Origin of the sequence: Kitasatospora sp. NPDC088264 (assembly GCF_040685715.1) — a bacterium.
Lineage (GTDB): Bacteria > Actinomycetota > Actinomycetes > Streptomycetales > Streptomycetaceae > Kitasatospora.
The window spans coordinates 1-19,695 of record NZ_JBFBIR010000098.1; the positions used below are offsets into that span (position 1 = coordinate 1).

Annotated in this window: 17 protein-coding genes, 1 tRNA gene and 2 pseudogenes; 13 read left to right on the plus strand and 7 right to left on the minus strand. The window is 70.5% G+C overall.

Going from position 1 to position 19,695, the window contains the following annotated elements; genetic code table 11:
- Positions 1-7 precede the first annotated feature (7 nt).
- From AB0O82_RS36875 to AB0O82_RS36895, 5 genes and pseudogenes are all read left to right on the plus strand, one after another.
- Positions 8-340, plus strand: a pseudogene (locus AB0O82_RS36875) (Scr1 family TA system antitoxin-like transcriptional regulator); the annotation flags it as partial.
- 37 nt (positions 341-377) lie between these two features.
- The gene (locus AB0O82_RS36880; RefSeq protein ID WP_363589135.1) at positions 378-590 is read left to right on the plus strand and encodes a DUF397 domain-containing protein; all 213 of its coding nucleotides are present in this window, start codon (positions 378-380) and stop codon (positions 588-590) included.
- A gap of 18 nt (positions 591-608) precedes the next feature.
- A complete protein-coding gene (locus AB0O82_RS36885) occupies positions 609-800 on the plus strand; it encodes a DUF397 domain-containing protein (protein WP_363589137.1) in 192 nt (63 codons plus the stop codon).
- A gap of 146 nt (positions 801-946) precedes the next feature.
- Positions 947-2,275, plus strand: a complete 1,329-nt coding sequence (locus tag AB0O82_RS36890; protein WP_363589139.1) for a hypothetical protein — start codon at positions 947-949, stop codon at positions 2,273-2,275.
- A gap of 62 nt (positions 2,276-2,337) precedes the next feature.
- Positions 2,338-2,421 (plus strand) — tRNA-Leu (locus AB0O82_RS36895).
- Positions 2,422-2,663: 242 nt separating this feature from the next.
- Here AB0O82_RS36895 and AB0O82_RS36900 read toward each other — a convergent pair.
- Positions 2,664-3,335, minus strand: coding sequence for a TetR/AcrR family transcriptional regulator (locus AB0O82_RS36900; protein WP_363589141.1), 672 nt, complete (start codon positions 3,333-3,335; stop codon positions 2,664-2,666).
- A gap of 140 nt (positions 3,336-3,475) precedes the next feature.
- On the opposite strand from AB0O82_RS36900, the gene AB0O82_RS36905 reads away from it, so the two are divergent.
- Together AB0O82_RS36905 and AB0O82_RS36910 are read left to right on the plus strand one after the other, a co-directional pair.
- On the plus strand, positions 3,476-4,279 hold the full coding sequence (locus AB0O82_RS36905) for an alpha/beta hydrolase (RefSeq protein WP_363589143.1): 804 nt from the start codon (positions 3,476-3,478) through the stop codon (positions 4,277-4,279).
- 287 nt (positions 4,280-4,566) lie between these two features.
- Positions 4,567-5,391, plus strand: coding sequence for an alpha/beta hydrolase (locus tag AB0O82_RS36910; RefSeq protein WP_363589144.1), 825 nt, complete (start codon positions 4,567-4,569; stop codon positions 5,389-5,391).
- A gap of 424 nt (positions 5,392-5,815) precedes the next feature.
- Here the strand turns inward: AB0O82_RS36910 and AB0O82_RS36915 are convergent, their stop codons facing one another.
- Positions 5,816-6,799 carry a hypothetical protein gene (locus AB0O82_RS36915; RefSeq protein WP_363589146.1) on the minus strand — a complete coding sequence of 328 codons (984 nt, stop codon included), beginning with the start codon at positions 6,797-6,799 and terminating at the stop codon, positions 5,816-5,818.
- 505 nt (positions 6,800-7,304) lie between these two features.
- Between AB0O82_RS36915 and AB0O82_RS36920 the strand changes: the two genes are divergently transcribed.
- Together AB0O82_RS36920 and AB0O82_RS36925 are read left to right on the plus strand one after the other, a co-directional pair.
- Positions 7,305-8,054: a hypothetical protein gene (locus AB0O82_RS36920; protein WP_363589148.1), complete on the plus strand. Its 750-nt coding sequence runs from the start codon at positions 7,305-7,307 to the stop codon at positions 8,052-8,054.
- A 460-nt stretch (positions 8,055-8,514) separates the two neighbouring features.
- Complete coding sequence (locus AB0O82_RS36925; protein WP_363589150.1) at positions 8,515-8,925, plus strand: hypothetical protein; 411 nt, start codon at positions 8,515-8,517, stop codon at positions 8,923-8,925.
- A gap of 781 nt (positions 8,926-9,706) precedes the next feature.
- Here AB0O82_RS36925 and AB0O82_RS36930 read toward each other — a convergent pair.
- Positions 9,707-10,942 (minus strand): hypothetical protein, encoded by a 1,236-nt coding sequence (locus AB0O82_RS36930; RefSeq protein ID WP_363589152.1) that lies wholly within the window; start codon positions 10,940-10,942, stop codon positions 9,707-9,709.
- A gap of 857 nt (positions 10,943-11,799) precedes the next feature.
- On the opposite strand from AB0O82_RS36930, the gene AB0O82_RS36935 reads away from it, so the two are divergent.
- Entirely contained in the window at positions 11,800-13,053 is a 1,254-nt protein-coding gene (locus AB0O82_RS36935) for a serine hydrolase (RefSeq protein ID WP_363589154.1), read from the plus strand.
- A 445-nt stretch (positions 13,054-13,498) separates the two neighbouring features.
- On the opposite strand, the gene AB0O82_RS36940 is transcribed toward AB0O82_RS36935, so the two are convergent.
- Positions 13,499-14,116, minus strand: a complete 618-nt coding sequence (locus tag AB0O82_RS36940) for a TetR/AcrR family transcriptional regulator (protein ID WP_363589156.1) — start codon at positions 14,114-14,116, stop codon at positions 13,499-13,501.
- A gap of 114 nt (positions 14,117-14,230) precedes the next feature.
- Between AB0O82_RS36940 and AB0O82_RS36945 the strand changes: the two genes are divergently transcribed.
- Complete coding sequence (locus tag AB0O82_RS36945) at positions 14,231-15,283, plus strand: alpha/beta hydrolase family protein (RefSeq protein WP_363589158.1); 1,053 nt, start codon at positions 14,231-14,233, stop codon at positions 15,281-15,283.
- Positions 15,284-15,486: 203 nt separating this feature from the next.
- On the opposite strand, the gene AB0O82_RS36950 is transcribed toward AB0O82_RS36945, so the two are convergent.
- The 3 genes from AB0O82_RS36950 to AB0O82_RS36960 form a co-directional block, all read right to left on the minus strand.
- Positions 15,487-15,810, minus strand: coding sequence for a hypothetical protein (locus AB0O82_RS36950; RefSeq protein WP_363589160.1), 324 nt, complete (start codon positions 15,808-15,810; stop codon positions 15,487-15,489).
- Positions 15,811-15,995: 185 nt separating this feature from the next.
- Positions 15,996-16,286: a hypothetical protein gene (locus tag AB0O82_RS36955; protein WP_363589162.1), complete on the minus strand. Its 291-nt coding sequence runs from the start codon at positions 16,284-16,286 to the stop codon at positions 15,996-15,998.
- Positions 16,287-16,477: 191 nt separating this feature from the next.
- Positions 16,478-17,659: an alpha/beta hydrolase gene (locus AB0O82_RS36960; protein WP_363589164.1), complete on the minus strand. Its 1,182-nt coding sequence runs from the start codon at positions 17,657-17,659 to the stop codon at positions 16,478-16,480.
- A 334-nt stretch (positions 17,660-17,993) separates the two neighbouring features.
- Between AB0O82_RS36960 and AB0O82_RS36965 the strand changes: the two are divergent.
- Positions 17,994-18,807: pseudogene (locus AB0O82_RS36965) on the plus strand (site-specific integrase); the annotation flags it as partial.
- A 150-nt stretch (positions 18,808-18,957) separates the two neighbouring features.
- A partial coding sequence (locus AB0O82_RS36970; protein ID WP_363589166.1) for a site-specific integrase occupies positions 18,958-19,695 on the plus strand: 738 nt, incomplete at its 3' end.

Below are 19,695 nucleotides of genomic sequence, written 5' to 3' on the forward strand. Positions count from 1 at the left end.
ACGCTTCCTGGCTAGCGATGGGCCGATGCTGCTGGTGGTTCTCCACGAGAGTGCCATTCGCACCGTAATCGGTGGACCGGGCGTGATGAGGAGGCAGATGGAACACCTTCTCTCCGTGAGTGAGCGGTCGAACATCTTCATCGAGGTGGCACCATTCGCTCGCCCGGTGAGGAAGATGCCAGCCACTTCCTTGTTCCTGCTGTTGATGCCGGACGGGAAGGAGTGGGTGTACTCGGAGAGTCTGTATCGCGGACACTTCAGTGATGCGCCGTCAATCGTCACTGAGGCTCGACGCGACTTTGACCTCCTGCGTGGCGATGTACTCTCGGTGGGTGACTCACGTGCGCTGATCGTAGATGCGATGGAGGAGTATCGGCATGAAGAACGTCGAGCTGGGGACAGCTTCTTGGCGCAAGAGCAGCTACAGCGGGGACGATGGGGGCGAGTGCATCGAGGTGGCCCTCGGATCCCTCCCCGGCGCCGTCCCGGTGCGTGACTCCAAGGACCCGCACGGCCCGGCCCTTGTTTTCCCTGCCTCTGCCTGGGAAGCCTTTGTGTCGGCCGTCCGTGAGGGCGACTTTCCGGCGTAAGTCTCCGAGGAGGCGGCTGTGTTGACCTGGCGCAAGAGCAGCTACAGCGGCAACAACGGGGGCAACTGCATCGAGGTGGCCCCCGGGTTCCTTCCCGACGTGATCCCCGTCCGTGACTCCAAGGATCCCGACGGCCCGGCCCTCGTCTTCCCCGCCGCCTCCTGGGACTCCTTCATCGCCGCCGTCCGGGCCGGGGACTTCCCTGCCTGACCGGTCAGTTCCGATCGCCTGGCAACCCCTCTCGAACAACTTCGACCACTCTGCGTGTTCTGTCGATGCGGTGCGTAACTGTGCAGTTACAGTCACCCGCAGTGCACGAGTGGTCCCTGTTCGACCCAACAGAGGCGGTAGCAGTCATGGCACCAGAACCCCGTATCGACGTAGCGCCGACGGCCCTCAGTGAAGGTCAGGCGGAGCCCAGCAAGGCCGAGTTGGCGGAGATCGCCAACTCGCTCACGCCCGGCGTCTGGTTCACCAGCGCGCTGTCGGGCAAGGTCGCCGGTCGCGCCGCCGACGTGACGTGGGAGCTGACCGGCTCGCCCTACGAGGGGCAGACGGCGACCGGGCAGGCGGCGGTCTACTACGCCAACCCGAAGTTCGGCCTCCGCAAGCCGTTCCTCTTCGCGGACGGCTTCAACTACGGCCCGAGCGACCTCCCTGGCCTCTTCGCCTACTTCAACACCGTCGCCGACGGCGGGCCGGGCCTCTTCGACCAACTGCTCAGTGCGGGCTACGACATCGTCCTGGTCGGTTTCACGGAGCGCCACACCCACATCCAGGCCAACGCCGAGGTCGCGATCGCGGCCATCCTCCGGGCCATCGCCGAGCGCAAGGGCGACGAGCGGCTGACCGTCGGTGGGGTGAGCATGGGCGGCATCATCACCCGCTACGCGCTCGCCAAGCTGGAGACGGCGACCGTGGACCACGAGACGGCGACGTACCTCTCCTTCGACTCCCCGCACAACGGCGCCTGGATCCCGCTGATCCTCCAGCAGATGGCCTACTTCTTCGAGGGCTTCACCCCGGCCGGCCCGGACGGCGTCAAGCAGGCCGACCTGATCCGCAGCCCCGCCGCCCAGCAGCTGCTCTGGGCGTGGGTCGAGAACTCGAAGTACGAGGGCCCGGTGGCCACCTCCAGCCGGCTGCGCCAGGAGTTCCTCGCCGACCTCGACCGGGTCGGCAACTTCCCGCAGATCCCGCGCAAGCTCGGCGTCTCCAACGGTCGGCGCGACGGCGTCGGCCTCCCGCTGCCGGCGGGCGAGGTGGCGTTCGACTGGCAGGCCCTGTTCGCCAGTGCCACGGCCCGCTTTCAGCCGAACAAGGGGGAGAAGCAGCCGGTCGGCGGCATGCACCTCGCCCTCACCGTGCGCCGCAGCACCACCACCGAGGTCCCGGCGCTGGACGCCGTCCCCGGCGGCACCCTGGACTCCTTCGGCAAGGTCGCGACCGCCCTCAAGGCGAAGATCTCCGAGGAGTACCGCAGCGGCACCTTCGTCCCGGCCGTCAGCGCGGTGGCGCTGGACTTCGACCCGGTGAAGTGGGACGTCGACCCGGCCGCCGCGATCACCGACGCCGCCCTGGAGAACGCACACCTGGACGCCGTGAAGTTCGACGACGCCAACACCGAGCACAGCCACGTCTCCCGCGTGCTGGTCGACTGGATCGTCGAGCAGCTCGCCCGCTGACGCCTCCCACCTGGTTCGGAGCACCCCTGCGGATGGGCTAAGCTATTCCACATCACCCAGATGCGCGGGTGGCGGAATAGGCAGACGCGCTGGATTCAGGTTCCAGTGCCCGAAAGGGCGTGGGGGTTCAACTCCCCCCTCGCGCACATAGGTCAACCGACCCAATGCGGCCGGTCAACTCGACAGTATGTCGGGTTGACCGGCCGTTTTGCTGTCGGTGCATGCGTTCGGCCCCTCGCCTTGGTTGCGAGGGGCCGTTGGTGCTTTGGCTGGTCAGGTGGGGTTTGTGGGGTGGGGTGGGTTAGGTGGTGGTGTGGCGAAGCACGCACGAAATCACCGAACACCCGTGTGACCTCGGGCCGGTTGAACAACTCGACAGTCACGGACATCACCGGGTCGCGACCGGCGACCCATCGTCCGAGAACCGGCCGGCTGCCTCCTGTCGCGGCATTGAGGACAGTCGACGTCGAGGCAGGCCAGTCCGGGGCGCGCCGGCTCCCGCGTGAGCCTGCTCCAGGACGGCGGACACCGCCCCGGACAGCGCGCTCCGTGCGGCCTGGGGCGTGGTGAAGCGGCTGTGGTTCATCGCACCGTGGCGCAGGATCAGCAGCGTGTCGGCCGCGCCCTCCGGGTCCGGGTGGCCGACGGCTGTGAGGTGTTCCAGCAACCGCGCGCGGAACCAGTCCATGTGTTCCTGGATGGCCTGGCTGACGGGATGCTGCGGGTCGGGGTAGTCGGCGGCGGCGTTGATGAGCGGGCAGCCACGGAAACCCGGTGCGCAGAACTGCTCCGCGATCCCCGCGAACAGGGCCTCGACCGTCTCCCGCGGGGAGCGCCCGGTCGCCGCGGCGGCTTCGCGGAACGCCCGGTCGTGCTCGTGGACGTAGGCGAGCACGACGTCGTCCTTGGACGGGAAGTGCCGGTAGAAGGTCGCGTTGGCGACCGCCGACTCGCGGATCAGCTGGTCGATGCCCACCCCGCGCACGCCCTGCGCGTAGAAGAGCCGCATCGCCGCGGCCAGGATGCGCTCCCGCGGCGGACTGGAGTCCTTCGTCGTCATGACTTGACGCTAACAGAAGGAACGTTCTACCTTGAGTTGGCAGAGAGAACGCTTCTTCTACTTCACGGGCTGGACCGCCGTGCCCAGGTCGGTCACCACCCCGGACCCCCGAACCCCCCTTCGCCAGGAGAGACCCCGCCATGCCCAGCAACCGCACCCCGGTCATGTTCATCCACGGCCTCTGGCTGCACTCCACGAGCTGGCAGGGCTGGGCCGACCGGTTCCGCGACGCCGGCTACGAACCGATCCTCCCCGAATGGCCCGGCGTCCCCGCCACCATCGCCCAGGCCCGTAGGAACCCCGACCCCCAGGGCGGAATCGGCCTCGCCGAGATCTCCGCCCACCACGCCCGCATCATCCGCGACCTCGACACCCCGCCCGTCCTCGTCGGCCACTCCGTCGGCGGCTTCATCGCCCAACACCTCCTCGGCCAGAACCTCGCCCAGGCCGCCGTCGCGATCTGCCCCGGCCAGATCAAGGGCGTCAAAGCCGTCGGCCCCGCCCAGGCCAAGTCCGCCTTCGCCTTCCTGCGCAACCCCGGCAACACCAAGCGCGCCGTCTCACTCAACCCCGAGCAGTTCCGCTACGCGTTCGCCAACGCCGTCTCCCAGCAGGAATCCGACCAGCTCTTCGACGAATGGACCATCCCCAGCCCCGCCCGCCCCCTCTTCCAACTCGCCCTGAGCAACTTCGCCCCGCACTCCCCCGCCAAGGTCGACACCCGCAACGAGAGCCGCGGACCGCTCCTCCTCCTGTCCGGCAAGCTCGACCACACCGTGCCCGACGTGCTGACCCGCTCCACCCACAAGCAGTACCGCAAGTCCCCCGCCGTCACCGACTACCACCGCTTCGACGACCGCGGCCACTCCCTCACCGTCGACCACGGCTGGACCGAACTCGCCGACCACACCCTCACCTGGCTCGACCAGCACCACATCGGCTGAACAGCCGGCCCACCCCCAGGTGCGGCGCCCTGCCCCGCGTGCCACGGGCAACGGCATCAAGGTGACGCCACGCGTCGAACCGCCGGACCGCCTCCCGGGGTCGGTCGAGCGGACCCACGCCTGCCGCCCGCACGCCAAGCCGGCCCACGGCAACATCCCGGCCCCTCCGGCCGTCGAGTAGCCGCTTCCGTTGACCGACGGAGGTGCGCGCCACGCTGCGCACCCGCCGTTTTCCCCCTACGCCCGGCCGCCTTCCCGGCCGGGTCATCTCCTCCCTAAGGAACATCATGCGTAATCGCCGTGTCCGTGTACGTACCGTGGCCCTCGCGGCAGTCGGGGCAGCCCTTCTCGGGGCCACCCTGACCCCCCTCGCGTCGGCCGACTCCGGCCCGGCCAAGGCGAAGCCGACCGTCGTGCTGGAGCACGGAGCGTTCGCGGACGCCTCCGGCTGGAACGGCGTGGCCAAGCGCCTCCAGCACGACGGCTACACCGTCATCGCTCCCGCCAACCCGCTGCGCGGACTGCCCGAGGACTCCGCTTACCTCACCAGCGTCCTCAAGAGCGTCCAGGGACCGGTCGTGCTCGTCGGCCACTCCTACGGGGGCGCCGTCATCACCCAGGCCGCCGCCGGCAACCCCCAGGTCAAGGCACTGGTCTACATCGCCGCGCTGATGCCCGAGAAGGGAGAGGTCCTCGGCGCGCTGACCGCGAGGTCCACTCAGGCGCAGTTGCAGCCCGCGCTCAAGCCCGTCCCGTACGCCAACGCCGACGGCACCGGCGGGACCGATCTGTACATCGATCCCGCCCGGTTCCACGACGTCTTCGCAGCCGACGTCCCCACTTCCGAGACCAACCTCATGGCGGCCGAGCAGCGGCCCGTCACCGCCGCCACCTTCGCCTCCACCGCCAGCGCCGCCGCCTGGCACACGATCCCCTCGTGGGCCATGATCGCCACCCAGGACAAGACCCTGGGCGCGGACGTGGAGCGCTTCGAGGCCAAGCGCGCCGGCTCCCACACCGTGGAGGTCGACAGCTCACACGTCGCGATGATCTCCCACCCCGCGGCCGTCACCCACCTCATCGAGGACGCCGCCCGCTCCACCTCCCACTAGCCTCACACTTCGTGACGGTCCGCCGAATTCACCTCATCCGGCGGGCCGTTCGGCTTGTCGAGGTCATAGCGGGCGGGCGGCCCGGCCGCCGCGCCGAGTGGGCGCTCAGGAGTGGGGCGGCGGTGTAACGGGCGTGGGCCCCGGCCCACGTGTTCTCGGCCACGAGCGCCGGGGCGGCGGGCAGGTCGAGGCAGTCGCCGCAGGCAGAGCTGCGAGGTGTTCCCTTGCTGGTCCCTCTATCCCATGTAGAGGGACCAGCAAGGGAGTAGCGGTGAGCGAGGGGGACATGGCGGACGCGGCCCTGCCCGTGAGGCTGCGCGTCGTGCCGATGCTCTGCGCATCGAGTCGGAGATGTGGTGTCGGCCGGCCTGGCGGGCGTGCGGTCACCGTGGCTGCCGCCGGGCGTGGCTGCGCTGGTCGTGGGTCAGGTGGTCTTGGTGCGCTGGTCGCGCTGGTGGCGCCAGGTGGCCATCTGGCCGTAGATGCGGATGCGGGCGCGGGCGACGGCGCCGATCGGCCGGTGGTCCTGGAGTGCGTGGGCGATGCTGAAGGTGAGTTCCTCGGCGAGCTGGTTGCGGGCGGCGGTGCGGAACTCCTGCCGGGGGATGGTGACGGTGGCGACCTTCACCAGCGGGGCCTGGTCCGTGCCCCATGCGACGGCGATGTCCTCGACGGGCATGGTGTCGGGGTCGGTGCGCAGTTGGACCATGAAGTCGAAGGTGGCGTCAGTCTGGGTGAGGTGCTCCTGGAGGTGGTCGCCGAGGTAGTGGTCCTGGTGCTTCTCGCGCCCCGGGCTGGTGTACGTCGAGGTCGGCACGAGGACGTACTTGACGACCTGGTCGGGGCCGAGCAGCGAGGCGGTGTTGCTCCAGTAGTGGATGTCGGCGGGTGAGGTGGGGGTGATGACCGCCTTGGCCAGGCCGGCGAGGACGTGCGGGTGGCTGGTGAGCATCTTGGCGGCGAACTTGGCCGGTTCGAGGGTGATGACGTCGTGGAACAGCTTGACGGTGCCGAGCGGGATGGCGGGGGTGTTGAGCAGGATGAAGTCCTGGGTGGTGGGCTCGTCGCTCTCGGGGATGCGTTCGCCGGGCACGTCGTGCAGTTTGATGGCGGCGCCGCGCAGGTCCTTGACGTCGTCGGACTGCGGTTTGCCGTTGCCGCTGGAGAAGCGCAGCCACCCCTCGTAGGTGTGCGGCCGGGCGAACACGCCGACGCGCAGGTTGGCCGGCAGGTCGGGCTCGACCGCGAAGGTGATCTTCACGAGCCCGGTGTGCTTGGCGTGGGCGGCCCGGCCTGTGGCGCCGGGCGGGTAGTCCTTCTCCTGCTGCCGGTTCATGGCCTCGATCATCTCGGCCACGAGTGCGTCCTCGTTCGGTTCGGGCGTCTCGAACCTGGTCAGTGCGCTCATGCGGGAGTCCTTCCGGAAGGTGGCGCGGGGGCTGCCTTGGCGCTATCAGGCTGCGGGCCGCCGGAGCACGGGCGCCACGCGAGGGGGCCGCGACGGGGCCAGGTGGCCGACATCAGGCCGCCGCCGACTGGTTCGGGTGCGGATCGCCCGTGCGAGCCGATCCACGCCACGCCACTTGGAGTGTTCATATGGGCACTCAGTGTCATTGGAATGCTGTGGCGTGGGGCCCTCCAGTGATCACGCCCGACTGGAACGGAGGCGGTATGGCAGGGATCAGACGCGGCCCATCGCGCGGCGCTCTCGCCGCGGCGATCGGGCTGGCGGTCATCGGCGTGACGGCGGGCTGGGGAGGAGGCGCGGCACTGGCCTCCTCCCCGACACGGGACACGGCGTCCGTCAGGCCCGCCGCCGCCTCGCCCGCGAACGGCGCGGGCGAGAGGTCCGGGACCCGGGCGCTGACCTGTCCGCCGACGCCTCTGCCCAGATCGCACTGACCAACGTGACGGTGACCGACCTGACGCCCGGCGTCACCGTCTCCGGCTGCGGAACCAACCAGCTCGCGCCCGGCCAGTCCACCACCTGCCAGGCCACCTACGTCACCACCGCCGCCGACGTCGCCGCGGGCAAGGTCGTCGACACCGCGCAGGTGACCGGCACCACCCCCAGTGGCCAGAACATCACCTCCACCAGCAACAAGGTGACCGTGCCCTTCGCCGGGCTGAAGATCGTCAAGGCCGTCCAGGAGACCTCGTTCTCCGCCGCCGGACAGGCCCTGCACTACACCTTCACCGTCACCAACACCGGTGACACGACGATCAGTTCGCTCGCCGTGACGGACTCCGGCCCGGGCACGCCGGCCGTCTCGTGCCCGGTGACCACCCTGGCCCCGGGCGCGTCCACGACCTGCACCGCGACGTACTCCACCGCCGAGTCCGACGTGCAGGCCGGGAAGATCACCGACACCGCGACCGTCACCGGCACCACCCCCGACGGCACCCCGGTGACGGCGACCAGCAACACCGTCACCATCGTCGCCTGCACCCCCTGCGAGGACCAGGACCACGGCGGCTGCGACGGCCACAACCCGGGCGGCCACGGCGGCTGGGGCGACCACCCCAACGGCGGGATCGCCCTCGCCCACGCCGGCACCCAGGTGCGGACCGCCGGCATCGCCGGAGGCTGGCTCCTGGCCGTGGGGGCACTGCTGACCTGGTTCGTCCAGACCCGCAAGCGCCGGAGCAACGGCACCAGGTAAGCCCGGAACACGGCACCGGCCAGGACGACCCACGGCCGAACACCGGATGCCGGATGCCGACGGAACACGCGGCCCGGGAACCCCAGGTTCCCGGGCCGCACCACCACCCGCGACGAACACCGGACCACGCCGCCACAGCCACCCCGCACCACCCCCGTCAGGGCGCAGCGGCTCCCGGAGCGGCCTGCTCCAGCACGTGGGCCACCGCCGCGGACAGTGCGCTACGCACGGCCTGGGGCGCGGTGAAACGGCTGCGGTTCGTCGCGCCGTGGTGCAGGATCATCAGCGTGGCGGCCCCGAGGTGCGTGTCGGGGTGGCCGGCGGTGGCCGGCAGGCTGCGCGACCTCTCAGCTTCAACGCCCAGGGGATCAAGGCCGAATGGAGCAGTTCGGCGGGCAGCTGTGTCTGGCCGAGTCCTAGCGTGAGACTCCAGGAAGCATGCACAGAGATGGAGATCACTATGGGATCGCTGAAGACTGCCACCGGTTTGATGGCTGGCGCCCTCGCTTTCGCGGGACTCTGCGCTCCCACGGCTCAGGCCGCGGCCGCGACCCCGTTCCCGGTCACCATCGATATCTTTCCCCTCGTCACTTATGTGGGGAACGCTGCCGGCGTGGGGTTCACCTACAACTGCTCGGTGTCGGTGGGGAAGCTGCGCATCGTGGCCTCGTTGACGCAGCCGAGCGGCGCAACTGGTTCCAACTTCGCCACCAAGTACACCTGCACCGGTCAGCCGAAGACGGTGGTCATCTCCGTGAACCCGAACGGGGGCACCGGTAGCTGGGTGGTCGGGGCGGGAACCGCCTCAGTCAAGATCCAGGGAGCCGGTTACACCCCCACCACGGTCACCAGCCCTGTTGAGCTCCTCTGACGAGACCGGCTCGATCACGCGTCGTCAGCAGGGGTCTTTCGACCGCACGACCCGGGAACGGCACTGCCGCGGCCAGGGCACCGTGCACGCACAACCCGCGTCAAGCCGTAGTGGCCTCGCAGGTCACGCTGCCGACGGACGTGGATACCACCCCCGTGAGTGTCGTCCCGTACCGCTCGCCACCAGGGTGTCCCAGAGCGGGTCGGGCTGGCCGGGCACCGTCCTGTCCATCGCCCGCCACGCGGCGGCCAGCTCCGCGTAGATCGGTTCGCAGGACGGGGCCAGGGCCGTTTCGGCCGCAGGCTGTGCGCCGGCGGTGATCGACTTCCCGGTCGCGTCGTACCGGCCGGGTGCCGGCGCGGGGCGGTGACGGCCCGCTGGCGGCAGTGCTGTGCTCACCTGCGTTTCAACGAGCCGGCCGGGGCGCGGGTACGCGCCCCCGGCCATACAGGGGACGCGGGTCATGGGGTTTGGGCCGTTGGTGGCACGAGCGGATGCCTGCCGTCCCGGTGCGCCTGCCCCCACGCTCTGCGGCGTGGCCGAGTTCGTGAGTGAGCGACAGCGCGGGCTGGCGGACGCGTCCTCGGGAGCGGGTTGTGCGCGAAAGGTTCCGTGTGCGGGCCGAGGGTTGCTGAATTGAAAGACATCTCCCGCCCGGGGGCCTGGTGCGCGGGTGTGGGCGGCCGTGCTGAACACGACCGCCCACACCCCGGGGTGCCGGAACCGGGTCCGCATCGCGGCGCGATCGTCGCGGTGCGGGACCGGTGGGCCTGTCGCGGTCCTAGCTCAGGATCGCGGTGATCCTGACGAAGCCGTTGCCGCCCGCCGCGCCTGCCACGCCCGCACCGGCGGCCGCGGCGGCGCCACCCTTTGTGGGGTCGATGCCGGAGGTTCCACCGGCACCTGCTGATCCACCGGTGGTGCCGGTCCCGCCGGTGCCGCCGTTACCGCCGATACCGACTCCCGGTACCGGAGCGGCGGGGCCGGTCGGCACCCCGCCGGCCGTGCTGCCCGGCCCGCCCGCGCCGGTTGTCACCCTGTTGTTTCCGCCCGTGCCGTCCGTGCCGCCGCCACCGGCGGTGCCGCCGAAGAACGTCGTCGCGGAACCCTCGGGGCACACTGCTCCCGGCCGGGTGGCGGGTGCTCCGCCCGTCCCGCCCGTCCCACCGTTGCCGTTGGCGCCGCTCGCGCCGGGTGTGCCGTTCGAACTGGTCAGGATGCTGCCTCCACCGCCTCCGCCGCCCGCGCCGCCGGGCCGCCCTCCGGTGCCCTGGTGGCCGCCGCCGCCAGGGCCGGCGAACGCCAGTTCCAGGGTGTGAGGCGGAACACCTCCCCGGAAGAACACGCGTGACTCGCCGCCGTCCCCGCCGAAGACGCCTTGCGTGCCGCCGGCGCCGGTAGTGCCGTTGCCGCCGTTGACGCCGAGGTTGTTGGTTCCCTCTGTCCCCCCGGTGCCTCCCGTCCCACCGGGGCCGCCGGCGCCGTCACGTGCGGCGACCCGCCCGGATCCGACGTGCACCGTCACGGTGAGGGGCTGGGTCTCGTCCAGCGGGAACACGCACTTGGTGTAGGCGCCGCCCCCGCCGGCCCCACCCCCGCCGCCGCCCCCGGCATTGCCGCCGCGGCCCCCGTCGCCGCCGTCGGTGCGGGTGGTGATGGACAGGCCGGTACCACCCCCGCCTCCTCCTCCGCCGCCACCGGCCCCGCCGCCGCCGCCCGCGCCGCCGCCACCCGCGCCCCATGCCTCGATCTGCAGGGAGGTGACGTTCGGCGTGATCACGTACGAGCTGTCACCCGGCGTCGAGAAGTCGGTGACCTGCTGGTTCTGCCGGGGTGTCGCCTGGGCGGGCGTCGGCGCGATCGCCCCGGCGGTCAGCACGCCGCCCAGCGACAGCGCGGCACCGACCCGCACCCACCCCCGCTGTCCGTTCTTCGACAGCCCGCCTGCGGGGCAGACGGCGGGTGCCTGCGGCAGCGCGATCATGCCACCGGTCCGTTCCTTGCGCTTCCTGATCATCTGTGGCCAGCACTCCGTTCATGGTTCTTCGAACCGCTGCCACCCGGCAGCGCAGACCATCCCTACCTCCAGGGAGCCCGCGCCGCGGCACACCGAGATCCGAACACCGCCCGCCGTCCACCCGGATGACGCAGCGGCATCGACCGAACGCCCATTCCCCTGCTGCGTCCGGGTCTTCGGGCGGCCGTCCAACCGTGAGGCCGACGTGCCTGGGCCGGTGAGGGACGGGTGTTGGCAGGTGAGCGGTGACAGGGGCCGGGCGAAGCGGAAGGGGGCGCGGCCGAATCGCTGGAGGTCGTCGCGGAGCCTGCCGGGGTAGGTGATGTCCTCGATCGCTTTCCAGTGGACGCTCATCGGCGACACGTTGAAGACGGTGAACCTCCGGGCCGCCACGTCCTTCCCCGCGACATCGACGCTGACGAAGATCAGATAACCCTCTGCTGCGCAGGACAGCGCGGTCGGCGAATTCCCGGGAGGGGACCTTGTCGGAGGGGGCGCTGTCGAAGGGAGCGTTTCCGGAAGAACCACCCTGCGCCGGGAATCGACGGCGTCACCGGGTGATCGGGGTGGGACGACAAGCGTGTGACACTCGCGGACAGCGGGCTGATTTGAAGATCGGCAACATCGGCGACATCGGCGACATTGGCAACATCGGCGGCAACCCGGCCCGGCCTGGCGATGCACCGGCCCGGCGGCCAGGGGCTTGTATTCGACGTCGACGCGGTGGGGACCATCCACCAGCAGGTTCCCGGAACCCGTGGTCTCGCGTGAACAAGTATGGTTCGCAGAACCAGAGTTGAATCGATCGCCGAGAGCGGGACCGCCTCCCTCGGCCCTTACCCTGCGGAGGGGCAAAAATGATCGAAACACCCGGTACGGACGCGCCACCGCCGACCGCCCAGGCCCAGGTGGGCTGGCTTGTGGACGCCTCGGCCCGGGTGCCGATGACGGACACCGAGATCCACGACCACATAGCTGCGCCACTCCTGGCTGCCAGCGGCGGTCCGAACGCTTTCAACGCAGTGCTGCACCAACTGGGTCCGCTCACCCTGAACAAGATCGTCGAGTCGGGTCGGGATCACGTGCAGGCGGCGGTCAGCGGCCGTGACGGCGACTACCTTCTACGGGTGTGTGTGGCTCCCTCGGGCCTGGTGAATGATGTGAGCCTCACTCCCGACGAGGCGCCGCTCTCGTCGTGGACCCAAGTCGACGACATGCTGGCCGAGTTGGGAGCCCGCGTGTCGTTCGCCGCATCGCGGATCGGCCCGGATGGGCGCTGCGAGCTGGTGCACGGTGTACGCGCCGACACCCAGCGGCCGATCGGCTCGGCGTTCAAACTGTATGTGCTGGGCGCGCTCGCGCAGGCCGTCAGCGAACAACGAGCGTCCTGGGACGAATCGCTGGTCATCCGCGATGACCACAAGAGCCTGCCCTCGGGCCGACTGCAGGACTACCCGGCCGGCACCGCGGTCACGATGGCCGAGTCCGCCGACTGCATGATCTCCCTCAGTGACAACACCGCGACCGACCACCTCATCCACCGGCTCGGCCATGACGCGGTGGCGCACCAAATGGACCTGTTCGGCCACCAGCAGCCCCGAGCGAACATTCCGTGCCTGACCACCAAGGCGTTCTTCCAACTCAAGGCCAACCAGTACCCGGCCCGCGCGGACGAGTACCTGGCACTGCCCGAACACCACCGCTCCGCCGCGCTGCGGGAGCTTGAACGACTCCCCCTGCCCGATGTTCGCGAGACCTGGCCCCAGCCGAGGAAGATCGACCAGATCGAATGGTTCGCCTCACCGATCGACATCTGCAACGCCTACGCGGCGCTGTGGCGGTTCGACCAGCCCGAGATCGAGCACGCACTCACCCTTAACGACGACGGACTGAATCTGGCCCCGTCCCGATTCCCGACCGTCTGGTACAAAGGCGGCAGCGAACCCGGCGTCATCACGCTGAACTACCTGGCACACACGAACGACGACCGCACTCTGGTCACCAGCCTGATGGTCTCGGACGCCGGTACAGCCCCTGACAAGGTCGCCATGGCGCTGAAAGGGCAGGCCATCATCCGAGGCGCATTCGACTTGCTGACCTCACAGGATTGAATCCTGTCCTATCCTGTCCCGGGCCTTGAGGCCTTGCGTGAGCCACGGTCGCTGCGGCACCGCCGAACCGCCACCCGGCTCCTGCTGAGGGCCTCACTTGGGGCACGCCTGCCGACCTGGACATCCGCCGTACCGCCGCGTACGGGACTGCGGGGCGCCACGCTCGAACCGCCGTATCCACTGCCGTTGGAGATTGACGATCGCTCTGTCGACTTCACCGCGGGCCGGACCTCGCCCAGGACCTCACGGCTCAGCGATGGGTCGATCCGCATGCGGCAGCGGACGAGTCACAGGTCGTCGGACCATGAAGAGGCCGGTCGAGCCGACATGACGTCGGATCGACCGGCCTCTTCGCTGTCCGGAGGCCCGGGGGGCCTCCTCGTGGTTTCGTGGGGCCCTCGGCGATGGCGCTGCCCCGGCGGGGCCGGCTCCCGGGGGCTGAGGGTCAGCCCTTGGTTCCTCCCCGCAGGCCGTCCAGCACCATGTCCGTCAAGCGCTCCGGCAGATCCGACTCGATCGGGCGGTGGCCGAGCAGGGAGCGGGTCTGGAGCGGGGCGCAGAGCAGTTCCAGTGCCAGGGCCGTGTCGGTGTCCGTCGGGAGTTCCCCGCGTTCGACGGCTCGGCTGACGATGACGCCGGCCTGGTCGAGGCGGGACTGCCAGAAGGTCTGCCAGGCCTCGGCGAGGTCGGGGTCGTCGGAGCTGAGTGCGGCCGCCCGGGCGACGGACCGGCCGGTCGGGGTGGCGAGGTACTCGGCCAGCGCGCGGGCGAAGGCGGCCAGGTCGGTGCGGACGGCTCCGGTGTCGGGGACGGGGATGCCTTCGTTGCTGCCGGTGAGCATGGCGTCCAGTACGAGCTTCTCCCGACTGCCCCAACGCCGGTACACCGTGGTCTCGTTGACCCCTGCGCGGGCCGCGACCCCGGCGATGCTGAGCCGGTCGATGCCCTCCTCGGCCAGCACCTCCGTGGCGGCGGCCAGGACGGCCTGGCGGACGCGCGCGGCACGGCCGCCCGGGCGGCGGCGGATCGGCTCCGGCGTCGGCTCCGGCCCTTCTTCGGTCATGTGTCGATCACCTCGGCCACCACATTAACGCAAGAGTGCTTGCATTAGGCGCCGCTCGGGCGCATAGTCACTAATGCAAGCGTCCCGGCTTTAAGCGCAGCAGGAGGCACCACTATGTCCTTCACCTGGCCCCTGGACCCGCAGGACCTGTTCGTCGAGCGCTACCCGCAGATGACCCTCGGCCTCCCCGCCGACGAGGTGGACGCGGTCCGCGCCGCCGTCACCGAGATGTGGCCCGACCGGCCCGGCGGCTGGGTGTACGAGTGGTCCGCCCTCGCCGCCCGGCACGCCGAGGCCGGGCGCCACCGCCTGGCCGCGCAGGCGTACGGCTGGGCCAAGTTCCCCTCGCTCGCCGACGAGCCGAAGCACACCGCGCTCGCCCGCCAGGTCGAGCAGTACGTCCTCGCCGCCCCCGGCTTTCCGGTGGAGTTCGAGCGCCGCACGCTCACCGTCCCGTACCGCGGCGGCGACGCCACCCTGCCGATCCACCTGATGGCCGCCCCCGGCCTGCCCGCCGACGCGCCGGTCGTGCTGGCCAGCGGCGGCGTGGACTCCTGGAAGACCGACCTGCACGGCATGTGGGAGCAGCTCGCGTTCACCCTGCCGGCGCGGCTGCTGCTGTTCGACCTCCCCGGCACCGGCGAGACCGCCCACCTGCCGATGACCCCGGACGGCGGGGCCGAGGTGATCGCCGGACTGGTCTCCTTCGCCCGCGCGGCCGGCAACGGGAAGGTCGGCCACTTCGGCATCTCGATGGGCGGCTACTACTCCGCCCGGACCGGACTGACGGGATCGGTGGACGCCTCCGTGGTGCTCGGCGGCCCGGTGGAGCGCTCCTTCGCTCCCGGTCGCGGCTTCGCCTTCGGCATGGACGGCATCGTCGGCAACGCCCTCGGCTTCGACGCCGCGCCGAGCACGGCCGAGCGCGAGGAGGCCTTCGCGGCCTTCGACCTGCGCCCGCTGCTGGACCAGGACGCCAACGGGCCGATGCTGGTGGTCAACGGCACCGAGGACGTCCACGTCCCCCTGGACGACACCCTGGTGTTCCAGGGCCGCCGGGACACCCGGGTCGAACTGATCCCGGACACCGGCCACTGCGCCATCTCGCGCTTCGGCGAGGCGATGGCCGTGATCGCCCCCTGGCTGAAGGACGCCCTGGGCGGCTGATCCGGCGCTCGGGCGGATCGCTGCTGGTCCAGGGCTTGGGTGGATCGCTGCTGGCCCGGCGCTCGGGTGGATCGCTGCTGGTCAAAGGATTGTGCCGATTCGCCGCACCAGAACGGCCGGTCGACTCGACAGCCGACCGGCCGTTCTGGTTCCACAGTGGCGACTGGGTGTCGATCGCGCCGACACCCGGAGCCGACCGCCGATCAGGCGGGGATGGGGCGGCAGTTCTGGCCGTTCACCCACAGGGAGCCCTCGGCCCAGCCGGTCTGACACTGGTACGCCGCGCGCGTCGTCCGGTCCATGACGACGAAGTCGCTCAGCGGGCCCCAGGTGGTGCTGTCGCAGGAGCGGCCGAACACGTTCGGCGGCTCGCTGCTCACCTCATCGCACCGGATCACTCCACCGACCCGCTTGCCCGGGGCGCCGTGCACGCCGCCGTCGGCCCCGTCGGCCGCGCCGGCGGCGCCGACACCGGTCAGGCTCAGGACGGCGGTGGCCATGCCGGCGGCGAGGAGCAGTCGTTTCATGAGGGGACCTCCTGGGTGGGGGACGGGACTCCGCAGACAGTTCCCCTGCGATCCACCTGCGTATCGGCCCATTCGCATGAACACGTCATGATGTCGCCGCCCCGGTGACGACGGGAGCGAACCGAGGAGGCCGGTCGACCCGGCATCACGTCGGGTCGACCGGCCTCGTTGCGTGTCCGGAAGGGTCAGTCGATTTTCACGCTCGCGCCGAATTCGAACGTCCCGCTCTCGCCCGGCGGTACTACAGCGATGACGGACCCCGCGCAGCCCGGCTGGTCGTAGACCTGGGCGGGCTTGTCGGTGCGGTTCTCGACGATGAGGGGCCAGATGTCGCTGCCGTAGCAACCCGAGGGGTTGTTGTGGGACTTGAAGCCGACCCGGAGCTGACCGGTGGCCGCCTGGGCCGAGCCGGGCACCGCCACTGCCACCACCGCGGCCAGGGCCACCGCGCCGAGCGCCTTGCTGATCCGTCGCATGTCGTCACTCCAGAGTGTCCGGGGAACCGCCGCGGATGGCGGCTGCGCCGGGAGGACTGCCCCGATTCGCCGCAGGTCACGGCCCTGCGGCGGCCGAATCACCTGATCGGGTGCCCCGGCCCGCCGCCGTGCGGTCGGCGGCCCACTTGCTACTTGCTGCGTGCTACTCGCCGCTCGCTACTTGCCACTTGCTACTTGGCGAAGCGGACCTCCGGGAAGGCCGCCGAGGGCCCGTCCAGCAGTCGGTTCGGGCGGTTGAGCAGGTGCCGGTCGAAGAACGCGCCGAGGTACGCCCGGGTGGCGGCGAGCGCGCGGTCGCCCTTGATGGTGCCGTACTGCGCCGGGGTGGTGTCGGGCGGCAACTGGTCACGGACGCCGAGGGAGTCCACCAGCCAGTGCATGTCGCAGAACGACAGGTGGCCGGCCTCCGGCAGGTCCAGCCAGCGCTTCCAGCCGGTCAGGTGCTGCCAGGTCTCGTCCCAGTTGGCCGTCGCGGGCGTGCCGGCGTGCCGCTGGGCGCCGAGCAGCAGCACCGGGCGGGCGAGGCCGTCGGCGGGCAGCGGGGCGAAGAAGTCGCCGTCCAGGTTGGCGGCGGCGCGGATCCGCCGGTCCTCGCTCATCGCCTCGACGGCGCTCGCGCCGCCGATCGAGTGGCCGGCCGCGCCGATCCGGGAGCGGTCGACCTGCAACCCGCGGACCAGCCCCGGCCCGGGCGCGGTCAGTTTGTCGATCAGGAAACTGATGTCCTTCGCCCGACTGCGGGTGACCTCGGCCGCCCGCTGGTCGTCCACCTGATCGCAGATCAGGCAGGTCTCCACCCGCCCGTCGGGGAACTGCACGACCGTCTCGTAGGTGTGGTCCAGCGCGGCCACCACGTAGCCCCGGGCCGCGAGGTCCTCGGCGAGGGCGGTGAGCGAGGTGCGGCTGTAGCCGTAACCGGGGGAGAGCACCACCACGGGGTGCCGCCCGGGCGCGGGCACCGTACGGGCCTTCACGCCCGTCCGCACCTCGCTGACAGCCGGAGTGCCGAACAAGGCGGACGACACCTCGGGGGAGACGTACGGCAGTTGCTCGCCGTGCTCCCCGCGCGCGGGCTGCGCCGGATACCAGAGGGTGGCCATCAGCTCGCGGCTCGCGGCGTCCGCCCGCCAGGGGTCGTGCCGGGCCTTGTCCACCAAGTGGACGGACGTGGCGCCGATCGCCCGTCGCGTCGTCGGCGCGGGCACCTGCGGTACCTCCGTCGCCGCACTCAACGAGAGCGTTCCGGCCGTCGGGGAAGCCGCCAGCGCGGCCTGCGGACCGGCCAGCGAAACCAGGACGGCAATAGGCGCGGCGAGCAGCACAGCAGTCCGCCACCGAGAAGTTGTCGACATACCGCCACGCTAGGCCCGCCCCCACCCCCACCGCGTCCTGCCCGCGACGTAACCCCCTCCACCCCAGGTCGCATCCGCCACACCGCCCACGCCCCCCACCCGGACGACCCCACCTCCACCTGCCCGCCCTTGCGTAAATCGCCCATCTTTGCGCAGAGTTGGACGCCCCACCGGCCCCACCCGTCCTGCGGCACATCGGAGCCCACACTGGCTGCGCCTCCGACCCCGGGCACCCACCTACTGTTCCCCCCCGGCGCCGCAGACACTCGAATCCTGAACCCCGCCCGGGCTGACTGCTGGACCGTGACCCTGGATTGCACCCATCTCGCGGGGACAGCTCGGCACCACCTGCCAGTGCTGCACCTGCGGCCTCGCTTCCGCCTGCGACCAGCCCCGCTGCTGCACCACCGGCACGTGCTGCGGCAAGCGGCTCTCCCCGCTGACCCTCGCCTACATCCACTCCGTGCTCAAGTCCGCTCTGGAACGCGCTGTCAGGGAGGAAGAGATCCCGCGCAACGTCGCCCGCGCCCTCCTCACCGCTGCCCAGGGCCACCGCCTCCACGCGCTGTTCGTCGCCCTTGCGCACCGGGCTGCGCGAGGGCGAACTCCTTGGCTTGCGCTGGGAAGACCTTGACCAGGGCAGCGGCACCGCCAGCATCCGCCGCACCCTCCAGCGCACCCGCACCGGCGGCCTCACCACCCTCCCCACCAAGACAGTCAGCTCCGAACGCCGCATCGCCCTCCCGGCCCCCTGCCTGCTCTCACTCCGCGCCCACAGGAAGCAGCAGGCCCAGGAGAAGGAGAAGGCCGGCGCGGGCTGGGTGGATATCGGCCACGTCTTCACCCGACCCGACGGCCACCCCATCGAACCCGCCACCCTCACCCGGCACTTCAACGCGCTCCTCCACCGCGCAGGACTCCGCCAGATCTGCTTCCACGACCTTCGACACTCGACCGCGACCCTCCTCCTGGAACAGGGCGTCGAACTCGTCGTCATCAAGGAACTTCTCGGCCACGCCCACATAGGCGTCACCGCCACCGTCTACGCAAACCCTCGGGAATTGCATCAGATGGGCGAGAAACCGCAGGCTGCGAGGTCAGAGCACTGTCTGACGGGGGCTCGATCCTCCTTCAGTTTGGCTGCCTGAGCTGGGAGTTTGGCAGCCCGATCCCATCTGATGCAGGATTTGCCCTCTGGAAGGGAGGGCGGAAGTGGGTCTTCAGCGACGTGCCGACCTGGCAGGGCGGCGCATCTGGAGCTGGTCTCCGGGGTGGTCCAGCTGCGTCCGCAGGACGCGATGGTCGAGGCGATGCTGCGGGGCTGGCGGGCCCAGCAGGCCGCCCGCGGGCTGCGCGAGGACACGGTGACGCCTCGGGAACGGCTCGTGCGCCGGTTTCTGGAGCACACCAACGAGTACCCGTGGGCCTGGACGCCGGGGCATGTGGACGAGTGGTCACTGTGGTTGACCAGCGAGAAGCACCTGGCGCCGTCCACGATCCGCAGCTACCAGGGCAGTCTGCGGCTGTTCAGCGAGTTCCTGATCGATGGCCGCTACGGCTGGGCGGTGGCCTGCGAGGACGCCTTCGGCACCCATCCGGTGGCGATCTGCCATGAGTGGAACACCATCGCCCACTTGAACGACTACGAGGGCAAGCCGGAGGCGAGGCCGTTCACCCGGGAAGAGATTCAGCGGTTCCTCGACTACGCCGACGACCAGGTCGACCGGGCGGTGCGCGCGAAGCGCAAGGGAGCCCTCGCCGCCTACCGGGATGCCACCCTGTTCAAGGTCATCTACGGGTGGGGCCTGCGCCGCACCGAGGCGGCCAAGCTTGATCTGGTGGACTTCGGCCGCAATGCCTCGGCTCCTCAGTTCGGCCGGTACGGCACGCTCAACGTCCGTTACGGCAAAGCGAAGAAGGGTCAGCCGCCCAGGCGTCGGAACGTGCTGTCGGTGATGGACTGGGCGGTGGAGGCCGTCGCCGACTACGTCGAGAACGTCCGGCCGCGGTTCGGCTGCGAGGAACACCCCGCGCTG